We start from the raw sequence: 16464 nt of genomic DNA on the forward strand, positions 1-16464 counted from the left end.
GTGGAGGTGAGACAAATATACTTAATCTTCAAGCATTGAAACAATAATCCTAGTAATTGTATTTGATTACTAGGATTATTTGTTTTGCCTTTTTTCGTGGTTTTATACCATTCTTTAATTATATTTTAGACACTTTTCATTATCTGTTAGTTTCCAATTTTTTTATTTTATTTTGCAAATCTTTTATTTCCTCCATACTAATGTTGGGGTCGGCAATGAATGTTCCAAGTCGTTGTTTCAGCAAAAGTAGATTATCGTCTTCAGAACTAGAGTAATGATTGTTCAAAATTGGATTTAGAAGCTTTTTATTTTTTATATTGTAAGTTTTAAAATTCAATTTTTCTGTGAAATCAATGTCATGGCTAATTAAAATAATTGTTCCTGGATAATTAATAAGGAAATCTTCAAGTCCCTTCTTTGCCCGTAAGTCTAAGTAATTTGTAGGCTCATCTAAAATCAGTAATTGGTGTGGACCTAGTAATATTTTTGCCAGTTGTAATTTTACCCTTTGACCGCCGCTTAGTTCAGAGACTCTTCTTGTCAGAATTTCTTTTATTCCTAGTGATGAAAAGGTAGCAAAAATTGTTTGTGAATTCTGATCAGATGATGCTCGTATCAATGAATTTACTTTGTCTTTGTCTGCTAAGGATGTATGGTTTTGGTCAAAATAACCAATACTAATATGATTTAGGAAAAATTTCTCTTTATGTCTTAGAACCATTTTTATCATAGTAGTTTTTCCGCTGCCATTTTTACCGGTAATTTGGATATGATCTCCATATTTAAGTTTTAAATTCACGTCATCGATTAAAATACGATCATTTATTTTTATTGTCGTATCTTTAATATTTAAGACTGTCCGGTTATCAAGAAGTTTAGTATTTGGATCTACGAATTTAATTGGCTTCACTGTTCTAGGACGTTGTACTTTTATAGTGCGATTCATTCTGTTTTCTAATGTTTTTGCACTTTTCTGCATCTTTTTTTCCATAGCATCGTGGCTAGTCATTCCGGCGGCCTTTTTATCGGATGAGGATAGTTTTCTACCGTTTCCTTTTTTTAGTCGTTCGGCTCGTTGTTCACGCTTTTGTATTTGTTTCTTCCATTTAGATATTTGAATCTGTTGTTGTTTGTAAGAAGTTAGCTGTTTTTTGTAACTCTTTTCTTTATTTAGTAAGAATTCTCTATATGATTCGTTATAAACGGTTAGTTTTTTATCATTTATTATCCACAAGGAATTGACCAAGTTTAAAAGAGATTCGTCATGAGTTATTAATAATAATGTCCCATTAAAGGAATTTATTATATCTTTCAACCAGATTTGTTGAGTTGTATCTAGATTTGTAGATGGTTCATCCAACATTAATAGAGCGGGATGGCTTTCTAAGGATTCAATTATTGTGGCTTTAGTTCTTTCTCCGCCACTTTTCATATCATCTGTGGGTTGAATTTGCTTAACTAAAGAATAAGTTCCGTTAAAATTAATTATTTTTTTTCTTCGAATATTTTCAATTATATAATTAAAAAATGTAGTTTTACCTGCACCGTTATCACCAACGATTCCAATAATTTCATCAGAATGAACTATTAGATTAGGGAACGTAAATAGAATATTATCGTTGATTGAAATAATTCCTTTAGAGATTTGTAACATGTTATCCTCCTCTAATAATTTTAGTTACATTATAATACTTTTAATGATATTAATTAAATAATAATAAAACTATTGAATAATTAAAGGTAAGGTGATATGTTTGTGGTGTTGATGATGATAAATTTTAAAAACACTCTAATATCAAATGAAAATCGTTCGCGCGAAATCTAAATTAATTTAATTTAATTAGGTTTATATTAATATAACGACTTTAAAATTAATCTTTGAGAGTGAATTTTATTCTATTTCATCAAATAATGTAAAGATAAAGGAGATTTTATCATGGGTGGTATGAATTGCGGTTATTCTCATTATGGTCAAAAAAATCTAGAGTATGCTGGACAGTACGCAGAAGTTACAAAGTCTATTTTTGATATTCAAACAGAATTTGGTAAAGCAAATTCGTATGTTGAAAGTTTAGTGTTAAATGAGCGTACGGATTCAAGGGAATCACTTATTGATTTAAAGTCATCACAAGAACATTTTGAAAGGGCAATTGTGTCCGCAAAGTCTGCAGAAGAAAAAATACAAAAAATGCAATTAACTTTACAGCCGCTATATAGACAAAATGAATTACATAAGGAATTTGTTGATCCATATAGTCAAAAAGACCAAGATAGAGCTTATGAATTTTGGAACAAAATGGGAATGATGCCAGGAAAATCGGAATCATTTGATCAAGTAAAACTTGCTCTTCAAAAAGATGGAGATTTGGAATACTTGAAGATTTTAAATTCTAAAATTTCAAGTTTAAGAAATGTATTAAAAGATTTGTTAACTGAATATTCCAAAGAATCAGTAAAGGAAGATGCTATGAGGGGAAAACTCCAATTATCAATAAGGGATGCAGATAATAAAATTACTGCTTTGACAGCATCAGCTCTTACTAAAATTAGTCAAGTATCAACAGAGATTACAAGTTTCTGTTTAATTGAATATTCAACACATACGAGTCTAACTGGAAAAGAAATATCGTATGAAGAGTATTCGGTATTGGAAAATGAACAAAAAAAAGAAGCACAAGACGCATAAAAGATTTACGCGTAAAATGCGGGAATCATTATGATTCCCGCATTTTTTGTTTATTGGTGAAAAATATGGAAAAAATACAAATTTTAAAAAAGTGGGGTATGCCCAAATTTACAAGTATGCGAATGCCAATTGATGAAAGCTTTAGACCATCAGCTACAATTTTTGGCGGAGATGTGGATCATTTGACGGAAAAGGTCAGGCAAGAATTCTATGAACAAAATGATATAAAAAAATCTGCAAATTTGATTATTAATGAAATGAAGCCCTATACAAAAAAAAATAAAATAATTCCATTAAGTTTAATTCCTTCTGAGTGGAATAGTAAAAACCAAAATGATGTGGATTGGTACAGTAGTGATGATTCTAGATACGTATGTTTTACACGTTGGGATGGTAAAAAAGTATTAATTCCAGCTGCTATATCAATTTCTTTACCCCTTAAGAAGGGATTAAGTTGGATAACTTATAGTGGCTATGCTCATGATAATAAATTTAAAATTGCAGTTGAAAAAGGAATCATGGAATTAATTGAGAGAGATGATTTTGCAAGTTGGTGGCATAAAGGAAATGGTTTATTCGATGTTAATACAACTCAGTTAGAGCTTGTTAAAAGAATGATAAAAGAAATCAAAATTTCTCCAAATGTAAAGGGGGTAGATCTATTTGAAATACCAAATGAATGGAAAGTGATTACTATATTATGTGTTATTTATTCAAATGAATATCCTAACATTTCACTAGGATTAGGGACATCATTTAGTTTGGAATACTCGTGTAAACATGCAATACTCGAAGCGGTTGGCACATATAGAGGACATATGTGGGAAGCATTGAATGGTGAGATTAACGTAAATATGTTGAGGTTTGAGGAAACCTACAAACATATTTTAGAAACTAGGACAAATAGTAGGTTAGATAATAATATTCAAAAATATAGCATAGAAAAGTTAATGAAAAAAACTCAAACATATTTCTCCACAATTAATAATAAAAATGGATATACGATAAAAGCCTATAGTACATTATTACAACCAGAGACATTGTTAAGTACTACACCGTTTGTATCTAGATTAATTTTACGAACGGACAAACCTCTTAAATTAGGCACAGTTCCATTTTGGTAGGTGAATAATATATGAAGAAAATTAAGTTAATAGTTTTCAGTGATTTTATTAGTAGTTTCTCTATATCCGCTTTTATAACATACGCCTATTGGTTTTTATATAGAATTACTAAAGACCAATCAATTGTATCGACTATTGGTACGATAACGATGCTTGCTGTACTGGGTTCGATGATGGGTGGATATATCGTTGATCGATCAAGTAAATTAAAATTATTAAGAATGATTGCTTTTATAAGAATAATTGCATTAATAATTGCATTAACTATATTGATGATGGGTGGAAGTAATGTTTATATTGTTATAACTATTGTAATATTGAATGCCTGTCTAAATATTGTCTATATGCCATTGACTGAGTCTATTGCTCCAACCTTTATACAAAATGATGAAGATATTGTATCTGCAAATTCATGGGTTTCTCTAGCATCACAAGTATCATCAATTGTATCATCCGGTTTTTCAGTAATTATGGTTATGATGAAAGATCCAGAATATTCTTTGGTTTGTGTTGTGATATCTGTCATTATTTCTTTTATTTCTCTTTCGAGAATAAAGGCAGACGATAAACCTAAAATGAGTAATAATATATCATTATTTCGGCTAAAATCAAAAATAAAAGAGGGTATTTTCCTTATATATAAAAATCATTTAGTAAGCATAATGATACCAATTGCTTTGGTAACTAATTTTTGCTATTGGACCATATGGCTTTTGATGCCCAAGTTTAGTGTTGATATATATGGTAAGTATTCTTTTACATACAACTTTATAGATATGGGTTTAACGATTGGGGGAATTGTTGGAACAGTTGTTCTGACAAAATTAGGAAAAAAAATTGGTAAATTACATTTTTATCCAATATATCTTGCTGGACAAGCTTTCTCTTTATTTTTGTTGGGTTTGCTTTCATTAGTACCTTTTGTAAGTATCATTAATGTGGTTCTAGTAGGAATTATATGGATTTTGTACGGCTTTTTTAATAGTATATCGGCAATAATTTATTTTTCGGCCGTACAAATGTCAGCCTCTAGATCTGATATTGGAAAAACTGTGGGGGCAGTATTGACAATTTTTTCAATCGCCAATCCGATAGCTGGAATAACAAGTCCATTTTTATTAAAACTAGTGGGGCTAAGACCGCTAATAATTGTACTTGGTTTAATAATGTTTTTAGCAGCATTAATTATATATACGCCGCCATACATGAAAGTGTTGATAGAAAATGAAAAATAAAATTATAGATATTATTGATAATAATGATATTGGTTCGTCAGACTTATTAAAATATAAAAGAGTTTGGAATACCATGGAACATGGAAAGAAAAAAAAGGAGAATTTTAAATATGAGTTAGTTCAAAATACGTCTCCGTTCTTTACACATGATAATCAACTTAAGCCTATAAAATTAATGAAGGGATATGGTATTAAGAGTATAAGAGAGTTTCAAAGAATTCCCATGAAAAGGGAAGATTTACTTAAAGTAATCTCTCTCTCGTTTTGCAAAGGAAATCAATCTAATCATAGATCTTATGGGTCCGCTGGAGCCCTTTATCCTATTTTTCCCATACTTATTGTTACGAAAGATAATATTGTTGAAAAATTAAGTCGAGGCATATATGTTTTAGATGATGATACCCAAAATTTAATTTATGTTTCTTGTGGCCAAGAATTAAATAAAATGGCAAAGTATATATATCCATATGACGAAAATAAAAAATTACCGTCTGATTTAATGATTTGTTACTGTTTTTCGTTGTTTAGAACAACTATTAAATATGGATTCAGAGGTTTTAGACATATGCTTTTTGAAGCGGGTGAAATGGCTGAAGCTTTTAGATTGTTTGGGAGTAGAGAGATTCCAGATTTTGGCGATATCAGCTGGTCGGGATTTGATGATGAAGGTGTTAAAAAGACAATAGGAATTTCAAATATTTCTCCGGTAATGATTCAGTTTTTTGGATACAGATCCAATTAAAAAGCTTTTTAATCAATTTTATAATATTTCTCAAAAAAGCATTCCATTATGGAATGCTTTTTAAATTAACATGAATTGTTCGCACTTAATATCCCTCCTATAATAATCACTGTTAAGACAAAGAGGAGGCAATTAAATGTCAGAACAACCATATGATTTAAGAAGAGTTATTGATGAATTAAAGAAAGAACCTGGTCAATATCATGAAACTGATGTTGAGGTTGATCCGGATGCAGAACTTTCAGGAGTTTACCGTTATATCGGTGCTGGTGGAACGGTTAAACGTCCTACTCAAGAGGGTCCAGCAATGATGTTCAACAATGTCAAAGGATTTCCTGGAACAAGAGTATTCATCGGTGCGATGGCAAGTCGTAAGCGTGATGGGATGATTTTGCATCATGACTATAAGACTTTGGGACGTCTTTTAAAGGATTCAGTGGAACATCCTGTTGCTCCAGTAATGGTGGATTCTGACAAAGCTCCTGTACAAGAAGTTGTTCATAAGGCTACTGACAAAGATTTCGATATCAGAAAGATTTTGCCAGCTCCAACTAATACTGAATACGATGCTGGTCCATATATTACTATGGGATTAGTTTTGGGTTCAGATCCCGATAAGACTATGACAGACGTTACGATTCACCGTATGGTTTTGGAAGACAAAGATACAATTGGTATGTATATCATGCCTGGTGGTCGTCACATTGGACACTTCCAGAAACAATTTGAAAAACTAGATAAACCTATGCCTATTACAATTAATATTGGTTTGGATCCAGCTATTACCATTGGGGCAACTTTTGAGCCACCTACAACTCCACTTGGTTATGACGAATTGAATATTGCCGGTGCTTTGCGTAATCAAGCAGTTCAACTCGTTAACGCCAAAACAATTGATGAAAAGGCGATTGCTCGTGCCGAATACGTAGTTGAAGCCGAAATTATGCCTAACCAAACTATGCAAGAAGATATCAATACACACACTGGCAAAGCTATGCCTGAATTCCCAGGCTACAATGGTGATGCTAATCCAGCCGTTAATGTGGTAAAAGTTAAGGCTATCACTCACCGTAAAGATAACCCAATTATGCAGACAACAATTGGTCCTAGTGAAGAACATGTTTCCATGGCTGGAATTCCTACTGAGGCAAGTATTCTTGAACTTGTTGACAAGGCTATTCCTGGAAAAGTTGTTAACGTTTATAATCCTCCAGCAGGTGGCGGTAAGTTAATGACTATTATGCAAATTCACAAGGATAATGAAGCCGATGAAGGTATTCAAAGACAAGCAGCTATTTTAGCTCTATCAGCCTTTAAGGAATTGAAGACAGTCTTTTTAGTTGATGAAGATGTCGACATCTTTGATATGAACGATGTTGTTTGGACAATGAATACTAGATTCCAAGGCGACAAGGATATTATGGTTTTACCAGGTATGAGAAATCATCCTTTGGATCCATCTGAAAGACCACAATATGATCCTAAGTCAATTCGTTTCCGTGGTATGAGTTCCAAGACAATTATTGATGGTACTGTACCATTTGATATGAAAGATCAATTTGTCCGTGCTCAGTTTAAGGAAGTCGATGACTGGCAAAAATATTTGAAATAAGGAAGTGTGAAGATGGCTCGTAAAAGAAGAATTGTTATTGGTGTAACTGGTGCTTCAGGCACAATTTATGCAATTGATTTGATGAAAAAATTGAAGGCAATTGAGAATGTTGAAACACATGTTGTTTTCAGTGCTTGGGCTAAGAAAAATTTACAGTTAGAAACAGAAATGTCTTTAGCTGAGATTAAGGAATTAGCCGATTACTTTTACAGTGATAATGATTTGGGTGCTACTATTGCTAGTGGTTCATTCTTAACCGATGGGATGGTAATCGTTCCTGCCAGTATGAAGACAGTCGCCAGTATTGCAGTAGGTATCGGTGACAATTTAATTTCACGAGCAGCTGATGTCACACTGAAAGAACAACGTAAGTTGATTATGGTACCAAGAGAAACGCCTTTAAATACGATACATTTAGAAAACATGACAAAGTTATCGAAAATGGGTGTACAAATGATTCCACCAATTCCGGCATTTTATAATCATCCTGAAACCATTCAAGATTTAGTTGATCATCAAACAATGAAAGAACTAGATGCTTTAAGAATTGACAATGCAATTGGCGGACGTTGGGAGGGAATTTAATGAAATTCTCAGTTACCAAAGAAAATTACACTATGACAGCTGATATTACTATCATTGGTAAAGATTTATTTATCGCTATAACGGGTGGAGATAATCCTCATATTGGAACTATCACGACTCTAACGAAAAATATTGATATGCAGACGATACGATATCCTAGTCACGACGGCAGATTTCATAAGGATGATGTTCTAGCCACTCGTGTTGGAAAAATTATTCAACCTTGTCTACCGGGAAGTTGCACTATCAGTGCGGGAGTCCACATTAATCATATTTCAAAGAAACAAATCATGGTTTCCAGTCAGATGGCACAGAATTTAGGTGATCAAATTAGTACTTGGTTACAACAAAACGATTTCGATGTGCCAGAACCTATTTACTACAGTAATTCGGAGAATCCACAATGAAATAAATGCCCTCTAAAACTAGTGATTACCTAGTTCTAGAGGGCATTTTTGTTTTACTTACTTAAATAGAATTTCCAGAATTTTTTGGCTACATCTTCCTTAGACATTAATGGCCAAACTAAAGGCTGATGTCCTTTTTGTAAAAGGGTAATTTTGTTGGTATCAACGTTAAAACCGGCGTCGACTTGAGCAACATTGTTAGCTAAGATTACATCAGCATTCTTCTTAGCTAACTTCTTTTCAGCATTTTCTAAAAGATTTTGAGTTTCAGCAGCAAAGCCAACAACAAATTGATCTTTGGATTTAGTAGCGGCGATAGTTTGTAAAATATCGGGATTCTTAGTTAATTTGATAGTGAAAATATCTTCATCATCATTCTTTTTGATCTTTTGATCAGCTACATGAACTGGTTTAAAATCGGCAACAGCGGCAGCCATGATTAAAACGTCAGTAGTGGGAAAAACATCTTTTAATTGCTTCATCATTTCGTCAGCAGTTTGTATTTGGATAATATTCATACCACCAAATGGTGCTGCCACAGTGGTAATTAAGGTTACTTCAGCTCCTAGATCACGGGCAATTTTAGCCATCGCAAAGCCCATTTTACCGGACGAACGATTGCCGATAAATCTGACTGGATCGATAGCTTCCTTAGTTCCGCCAGCAGTTACAACAACTTTAACACCCTTCAGTTTTTTCTCAGCAAACTGTTCTTGAATCGCTTTAACTATGACATCAAGTTCGGGCAAGCGGCCTTTGCCAGTCATTCCTTCGGCCAAAAAGCCTGTTTCGGGTTCAATTATTTGAATTCCCATTTGTTTTAAAGTTTGTAAATTATGCTCAACGGCAGGATTTTCATACATATCGGTATTCATGGCTGGGAAAACCAATTTGGGTGCTTTAGTTGCCAGCAAACTGGTAGAAACGATATCGTCAGCTAAGCCATTAGCCATTTTTCCAATAATATTGGCAGTTGCGGGTACGACTACGGCTAAATCGGTCCACAGTGCCAATTTAATATGAGGAATAAAGTCATCAGTAGCGGTTTGGGGTTTGAAATTATCAGTGATAACAGGTCTTTGACTCAAGGTAGCGAAGGTTAGTGGTGTAACAAATTCTTGTGCTGATTTAGTCATAATAACTTGAACCTGAGCACCTTGTTTAATCAATGCACGGACAATGTTCAATGATTTATAAGCTGCAATACCACCTGTAACATAAATTGCAATATGTTTATCTTTAAGCATAATTTCACCTCAAAATTTTTTCTTACTATATTATACATGATTATGAGTATGATAATATTTTCTTATCAGGGGGTTGCCATGAATATTTATACGTTGGATATAATAATTATTATTTTATTGATTGTTGGTTTGAATGATCCATTACTTAGGGTTTTACAAAGTGTATTAGGAAGCAATTTTGTAGTTAGTGAAATAATCATTGGTGTTGTTGTCATTTTTCTTATGATTGTTATTCATAAATATGTTTTGAGACGATTTTTCTTTAAGAAATAGAATAAATTAGGGATACGTTTAAATTACCGTCTTCCGCAAAAGTTGAAAATGCTGGTGGAACGCTGTGGGCACGGCTTGAAGCTAATTATTTCACACTCCGTGCAAAATAATGGATCTTCAAGTCCGGCCTCATTGTAAGTGGCAAAGCCACTAACAATGATTTCACAGCTGACCGCATTTTCAACTTTTGCTCCAGACTAGTGAACTGTTCTTTTGATTTAGAATTTTCATTTGGATAATGTGGAGTTAAGAATTTCAAGATGCTGCGTTTTTACTCGCTAATATTAGGATTAAGAACACAGTTGACTTTAATTTAAATTTCGGGCTATTATTTTTTTGTAAATGAGGACATTAAAAAGGACTGAAGACGGCAATCTTCAGTCCCAAAAATCTTAATGTCATCGCCTGAATATATAAAAAAACTATGTGTTACTCAAGGTCAGACATGCCAGTGTCTGGCCTTTTTTTGTAATTCAATCATACTAATAATGTTTCTATTTGAAAGAATACATATAATGATTATGAAATTACTTTTTAATCAATTATTTAAAAGTGTAAAATTAAGGTAATTACATTTCCACCAAAGGAGAATGTCGCGATGGAAAACGTTATTTCACAAAGAGAATTAGAAAATAAAGAATTAGCTAAAAATGCAGCTGAAGAAGGTATTGTTTTATTACAAAATCGTAATGCTACTTTACCGATTAAAAATAAAACAGTAGCTTTGTACGGAAGTGGGGCTTTTGCCACAATCAAAGGTGGTACTGGTTCTGGTGATGTTAATCAACGAAATATGGTTAGTATTCTGGATGGACTAGAGAGTCATGGTTTCACGGTTACTACTAAGGCTTGGTTGAACCGTTTGAATCGCTATTACCAAAAAGAAAAACAGTCACATGATGAAAAATTAAAAGATGATCCTTTAGCTTTATTAGCACCAGCCTTTAAATTTGATGACCCAGAAGTCGGTGAATTTGAAGATAGTTTAACTGGAATCTATGTTATTTCAAGAAGTTCTGGCGAAAATTATGATCGTAAAAATGAAGCTGGCGATTTTAAATTAACTGATAATGAACTTTCAAATATTAAACGAATGAGTGAATATTACACTAACAGCATTTTGCTTTTGAATGTTGGTGGTGTGATCGATACTAGTTTTATTGATGAATGTCCTTTGTTGGATAGTGTTGTTCTCGTTTCTCAATTGGGAATGACAACTGGAGATGCGGTCGTTGATATTATTGACGGTACAACAACACCTTCTGGTAAATTAACAGATACTTGGGCTTATTCATACGATGATTATCCAACTTCAGAAAATTTTGGTATGGAGAATCCTAAGTACGTTGAGGGTATTTACGTTGGTTATCGTTATTTTGATAGCTTCAACGTTAAACCAAGATATGAGTTTGGTTACGGCTTGAGTTACGCTGATTTCTATTTAAAAGCACAAAAAGTAAATGTTAATGAGAAAAAAATTAAGCTAAGTGTTAATGTCGAAAATATTGGCAATAAGTATTCTGGTCGTGAAGTCGTTCAAGTGTACGTTTCTAAGCCACAGACGGGAATTCCTACGCCTTATCAAGATTTAATTGGCTATGAAAAAACATCTGTATTGCGTCCTAATGCGCAACAGAAGGTGGATTTTGAAATTGATACGAGTGATTTAAGTGTTTTCGATGATGAATTAGGAGCTTATGTTCTAGTGCCTGGGACTTATCTTTTGCGAGTAGGTAACAGTTCACGTAATACGAAAGTCGTTGCTTCGTTTAAACTTGATGAAAAAGTTATTTTGAAAAAAGTTGATTCATTGATGAAGCCGGAAACTGATCCAACTGTCTTTACAGAGAACAAAGTTGAATTGGAGAATGTGACTGACGTACCACGTTTTATTTTGAAAGCTAATAATTTCCCAGAAACTGAATTTATCCAATATCAAGAAAAATCTGATGTTACAACTTTCATCAATGATGAAAATCCATTGCCTGGTAAAGGTTTAGACGAAGTTGTAGAACAAGTTCGCAATGCTGCTGGAAAAACACTTGATGACGTTAATAATGGTGATGTCGAGCTGGCTGAATTTGTGGCTAGTTTATCTACTAAGCAATTAGTTGATTTAGTCGAAGGACAGCTTTCAACTAAAGAGAATAGTGTGGTTGGTATCTCGTCAGATATTTTACCTGGTGCTGCTGGACAAACTGGAATGATCGATCATAAAGGGGTTCCCGCTTTAGTTATGGCCGATGGACCTGCTGGAATCAGAATAGAGCCAGTCTTTGAACGAAACGGTCAGACAATTACACATTATGCAACTGCATGGCCTATTGGAACAGCATTGGCTCAGACTTGGAATAAGAGTTTGGTTAAAAAAGTTGGATTCGCCATTGGTAAAGAAATGGTCGAGTTTGGAGTTGATTTGTGGTTAGCTCCAGGAATGAATATTCACAGAGATCCACTAGGTGGACGTAATTTTGAATACTTTGCTGAAGATCCATATCTTTCTGGAACGATTGCTGCATCAGAAACTAAAGGGGTACAAGATCACCAGACAATTGGAGTAACCTTGAAACACTTTATTGGCAATAACCAAGAGAGTTTCCGTAATTCCGGAGATAGTTTAATTGGTGAACAAGCTCTACGTGAAATTTATTTGCGTAATTTTGAGATTGCTGTGAAATTAGGCCAACCAGTGGCAATGATGACTTCATACAATCAAGTTAATGGAACGTTCTCAGGTGCTAATTTTGAATTATTAACGAATATTTTGCGTGATGAATGGCATTTCAAGGGATTAGTAATGACCGATTGGTTCAGTTCCGCTGATCCTAAAGAAAGCATGCATGCTGGAAATGATTTAATTATGCCTGGAAGTTCCAAGGAAGATTTGCTCTGTGCAGCTAGTGATTTTGGACCAGAGTTTGATGATCAGGGCAATATCAAAATTAAAGAAGAACTTGATATTAAAACTAAGGGCATCAAGAGAACAGAAATGTGGAACGACTTCGTATTAGATGCCGATGGGGATGTGTTAGTAAAAGTTAGAGTTGATAGCAATTCTAATTTGAATAAGCAAATCCAAACTTGGGTTTATACTGGAGAAGCTCAAATCGTTGATGATGATCACGTCTTGTTAACAGGAAAGTGGAAAGATAACAATACTTTGTACTTAGGTGATTTACAAAAATCTGCAATCAATATTTTAAGAACAGTTTTGAAATTGAAGTTTAGTTAAAATGCCGTCCTCCGCAACAAGAAAATTTGGCTGGAACGCCATGGGCCGACTTAGAGCTAATTATTTCCCACTTCGTGCAAAATAATGGATCTCTAAGCTCGACCTTTCCCTAAGCAATAAATTGCTAAGGGAATCTCATGGCTGAGCCAATTTTCTTGTTGCTCCGGACTAAATTCTGCTTTGCTAGGTAGTGTCATTGTAAAATTTGAATAATAAATAAGAACAGCCTCTATTAGGAAATACTCAAGTATATAGAACATATATCTTGAATATTTAATAGGGCTGTTCTTTTGATTTGAAATTTTTATTTAAATTATGTAGATCTAAAAATCTCGAAACATTGCAATTTTACTTGATAATATTAGAACTAGGGAACTAGTCGGTAGTAAAAAATCTGTGGACCCTCAGTCGTGTCCACCACGTTCCAGTGGCCCACAGATTTTTTGCGGACGACGGCATTTTACACAAAAAAAGAATAAGGGCGTAGAAATCAAAATTAACTTCTACACCCTTATTCTTTTTTGATACGTGATAAACTGTTTGCAATAGACTGATTACGTACCGAAAGTAATATTATAACATTATATTAATATCTGTTTAATAGGTCAACATAAGCATCAACAATACTTTGTAAGAATCCGACAGTTCCCTCAGCAACATTGCCGTTTTCATCAAGAATATTTGTCACATTGCCAATGTATGCTTCCGGTTGTTGAAGAACTGGCATGTTCAAGAATACTAGTGATTGACGTAGATGGTGGTTGGCACCAAACCCACTGATAGCACCGGGTGAGACGCTGACAATAGCAGCTGGCTTCATGTCCCAAGCACTTTGTCCATAAGGTCTTGAACCAACATCAAGAGCATTCTTCAATGCAGCTGGAACAGAACGATTGTATTCTGGTGTTACAAATAAAACACCTTTAACATTTTTAATTTTATTTCTGAATTCTGTATATTCTGCTGGAACTGATTCAGGTGTATCAATATCCTCATTATATAGTGGTAAATTACCAATTTCGATAAATTCTGGTTCGTATTGGCTAGGGAAAAGCTTAGCAAGATTCTTAGCGATTTGCTTTGAATATGATCCTTTACGTAAACTTCCCACTAAAACAGCGATTTTTTCTGACATATGAAATTCCTCCGTAACCTTTGATGTTTTTAAATTATCATAAAAAAGAATAATCAACAAATATTTGTTCTCGCAAACAAAAATAAATTTATTCTGTAAGAAAACGATTGCAAAAGAATTACATGTGTGTTCACGATTTATCGACAGTTGTATAAGTATGCAGAATGTAACATTTTAATTGCAATAATATGACCTTAATTACAGGAGTGTTACAAAAACAACTTCAAACTGAATTTTTTTATTCTGTTCGTAATATGATTGAAATATTTATCTTGTATAGTTTCCTCTGGTAAATGAAAAACCGGGGAGAGATTAGTTGTTAAAGCAAATTAAATTAGAAGCACTACTTATCATTAGTTTGATCGTTACTGGGGATATGGGATATACAGTTGCTTATGCCGCAGATTCATCAGCAGACCAAACAAGTAATGCAACGGATTTTAGAAAAACACTGACTAATTTGGAAACAAACCAAAGAGTCGATGAAAATGCCGATAAACTAAATAAAAAAATTGTGTTATCAGGTAATAAGGAATTTATGCCTGGAATCGAAAATAGTGAAAAAGATCCAAATGTGAACATGGACGAGATTGCATCACAAGTTCAAACAGAACAAAAACAACAAGATGTTGATCACGCGCCAGTTCAAGAATCACAGCCAGAACAAGTTGAAGAGTCACAACAAGCAATTACACAAGCTGCTTCAGAACCACCTGTAGAAATGCAAACAGCTGGTAAGAGTGTTGGTACTTTTAAAATTAGTTTTTATGATCCTGCAGTTTTAGGATCAGATATGGGCTATTCAGGGGTTGCTACTAATTTAAGTGTTATTCCACGTGGATCAAGCTTGAAGATTACTACAGCTCAAGGGGATGTCTTCTATCGAACAGTTAACGATACAGGAACATTTGCCTATGACAATCCTTATCAAATTGATATGGCAATGCCAAATAGTATGATTCCTTCATATGGAATTACTAGTGCTACTGTTGAAATCATTGGTTAATTGAATTAGTTCTGAAAAACAGCCAGTAACTCACAAATTGAGTTGCTGGCTGTTTGTTTTCTATTATCATGAGGGGGTCAAAAATTTAATTAACTATCTTCTTATTGTAAAATATAATTATTAAAAAGAAGGTTAGATAAATGAAAGCATTTGGAGTAACTAATAATAGACAAGATAGTTTTGTAGAATTCGATAAAGCAGAAGAATTGCCTACAGGTAAAGATTTGTTAGTTAAAATCGAAGGTATCTCAGTTAACCCAGTTGATATTGCTACACGTAAAGGTATCAATACTGAATTAAAAGAGCCTAAGATTTTAGGTTATGACGGTTACGGTGTCGTTGAAAAAATTGGCGAAGCCGTTAAGAATTTTCAAGTAGGTGACAAAGTATTTTTTGCCGGTGATTACACTCGTGATGGCTCATATCAAGAATATGAATTGATTGATGAAAGAATCGTGGCTCATGCACCTGCACAAACTTCGATTGAAAAAAGTGTCGCTATGCCATTGGTAGCTTTGACAGCTAGTGAATTGTTATTTGAAAAACTAAATATCAACCCAGTTATCGATAATCGTGAAAAAACAATTTTAATCATCAATGGAGCCGGTGGTGTCGGTTCTATTGCTACTCAATTGGCTCATTTGGCTGGTCTAAAAGTTATTGCTACAGCTTCAACTCCGGAAAAGGTAAAGTGGGTCAAGGACTTGGGTGCCGATTTAGTGGTTAACCATCATCAAGATCTAATTAAGCAAGTGCACGATTTGGGAATTGAAAATATTGATTATATTGTTGGATTAAGTAACAACGATCCACACTGGCAAGAAATTGTTGAATTGATCAAACCATTTGGTACTTTTGCAACTATTACTAATTTACGTGAATCACAAATAGGTGATTTAAAACAAAAATCAGTTAGCTTTGCTTGGGAATGGATGTTCACCAAGGCTAAGTTCAAGTTAGACTCAATGTCTGATCAAGGGGCTTATTTAGAGAAACTCGCTGATGGTTTAGACAGTGGCATGATTAAGTCAACGGTTACTAAAGTTTTCCATGGATTTAACGTTGAAAATATTAAAGCAGCCACAGAATTAGTTGAAGAAGGACACATGATGGGAAAAGTCGTTGTTTTAGCTAAATAGTAAAAAAGCAGGTAATCGTGTTTTGATTACCTGCTTTTGTT

14 protein-coding genes are annotated in these 16464 nt (G+C 33.8%); 11 read left to right on the plus strand and 3 right to left on the minus strand.

Annotated features, from left to right (window positions below; translation table 11 throughout):
* Positions 1 to 139: 139 nt before the first annotated feature.
* The gene (locus tag LKACC16343_RS11390; RefSeq protein ID WP_056951766.1) at positions 140 to 1654 is read right to left on the minus strand and encodes an ATP-binding cassette domain-containing protein; all 1515 of its coding nucleotides are present in this window, start codon (positions 1652 to 1654) and stop codon (positions 140 to 142) included.
* Positions 1655 to 1936: 282 nt separating this feature from the next.
* On the opposite strand from LKACC16343_RS11390, the gene LKACC16343_RS11395 reads away from it, so the two are divergent.
* The 7 genes from LKACC16343_RS11395 (at position 1937) to lpdD (ending at position 8391) form a co-directional block, all read left to right on the plus strand.
* On the plus strand, positions 1937 to 2686 hold the full coding sequence (locus LKACC16343_RS11395; protein WP_056951769.1) for a hypothetical protein: 750 nt from the start codon (positions 1937 to 1939) through the stop codon (positions 2684 to 2686).
* Positions 2687 to 2751: 65 nt separating this feature from the next.
* On the plus strand, positions 2752 to 3810 hold the full coding sequence (locus LKACC16343_RS11400; protein WP_056951771.1) for a YcaO-like family protein: 1059 nt from the start codon (positions 2752 to 2754) through the stop codon (positions 3808 to 3810).
* A gap of 11 nt (positions 3811 to 3821) precedes the next feature.
* Complete coding sequence (locus LKACC16343_RS11405) at positions 3822 to 5045, plus strand: MFS transporter (protein WP_056951773.1); 1224 nt, start codon at positions 3822 to 3824, stop codon at positions 5043 to 5045.
* Positions 5035 to 5787, plus strand: coding sequence for a nitroreductase family protein (locus LKACC16343_RS11410; RefSeq protein ID WP_056951774.1), 753 nt, complete (start codon positions 5035 to 5037; stop codon positions 5785 to 5787). The genes LKACC16343_RS11405 and LKACC16343_RS11410 overlap by 11 nt, the downstream gene beginning before the upstream one ends.
* Before the next feature lie 136 nt (positions 5788 to 5923).
* A complete protein-coding gene (locus tag LKACC16343_RS11415; RefSeq protein WP_056951776.1) occupies positions 5924 to 7399 on the plus strand; it encodes a UbiD family decarboxylase in 1476 nt (491 codons plus the stop codon).
* A 12-nt stretch (positions 7400 to 7411) separates the two neighbouring features.
* Positions 7412 to 7984, plus strand: coding sequence for a UbiX family flavin prenyltransferase (locus tag LKACC16343_RS11420; protein ID WP_056951778.1), 573 nt, complete (start codon positions 7412 to 7414; stop codon positions 7982 to 7984).
* Complete coding sequence (lpdD, locus tag LKACC16343_RS11425; protein WP_056951780.1) at positions 7984 to 8391, plus strand: prenylated flavin chaperone LpdD; 408 nt, start codon at positions 7984 to 7986, stop codon at positions 8389 to 8391. The genes LKACC16343_RS11420 and lpdD overlap by 1 nt, the downstream gene beginning before the upstream one ends.
* Before the next feature lie 53 nt (positions 8392 to 8444).
* Here lpdD and coaBC read toward each other — a convergent pair whose 3' ends face one another.
* On the minus strand, positions 8445 to 9638 hold the full coding sequence (gene coaBC / locus LKACC16343_RS11430; protein ID WP_056951782.1) for a bifunctional phosphopantothenoylcysteine decarboxylase/phosphopantothenate--cysteine ligase CoaBC: 1194 nt from the start codon (positions 9636 to 9638) through the stop codon (positions 8445 to 8447).
* A gap of 78 nt (positions 9639 to 9716) precedes the next feature.
* On the opposite strand from coaBC, the gene LKACC16343_RS11435 reads away from it, so the two are divergent.
* A complete protein-coding gene (locus tag LKACC16343_RS11435) occupies positions 9717 to 9911 on the plus strand; it encodes a hypothetical protein (RefSeq protein WP_056951783.1) in 195 nt (64 codons plus the stop codon).
* A 598-nt stretch (positions 9912 to 10509) separates the two neighbouring features.
* Positions 10510 to 13143: a glycoside hydrolase family 3 protein gene (locus LKACC16343_RS11440; protein ID WP_056951785.1), complete on the plus strand. Its 2634-nt coding sequence runs from the start codon at positions 10510 to 10512 to the stop codon at positions 13141 to 13143.
* A 586-nt stretch (positions 13144 to 13729) separates the two neighbouring features.
* On the opposite strand, the gene LKACC16343_RS11445 is transcribed toward LKACC16343_RS11440, so the two are convergent.
* Positions 13730 to 14278: an NADPH-dependent FMN reductase gene (locus tag LKACC16343_RS11445; RefSeq protein ID WP_056951790.1), complete on the minus strand. Its 549-nt coding sequence runs from the start codon at positions 14276 to 14278 to the stop codon at positions 13730 to 13732.
* A 316-nt stretch (positions 14279 to 14594) separates the two neighbouring features.
* On the opposite strand from LKACC16343_RS11445, the gene LKACC16343_RS14685 reads away from it, so the two are divergent.
* Both LKACC16343_RS14685 and LKACC16343_RS11455 read left to right on the plus strand, forming a co-directional pair.
* Positions 14595 to 15284, plus strand: a complete 690-nt coding sequence (locus tag LKACC16343_RS14685; RefSeq protein ID WP_082604502.1) for a hypothetical protein — start codon at positions 14595 to 14597, stop codon at positions 15282 to 15284.
* Between the two features lie 140 nt (positions 15285 to 15424).
* Entirely contained in the window at positions 15425 to 16423 is a 999-nt protein-coding gene (locus tag LKACC16343_RS11455) for a zinc-binding alcohol dehydrogenase family protein (protein WP_056951792.1), read from the plus strand.
* Positions 16424 to 16464: the final 41 nt, after the last annotated feature.

Source organism: Companilactobacillus bobalius (assembly GCF_002179915.1).
Taxonomy (GTDB): Bacteria; Bacillota; Bacilli; order Lactobacillales; family Lactobacillaceae; genus Companilactobacillus; species Companilactobacillus bobalius.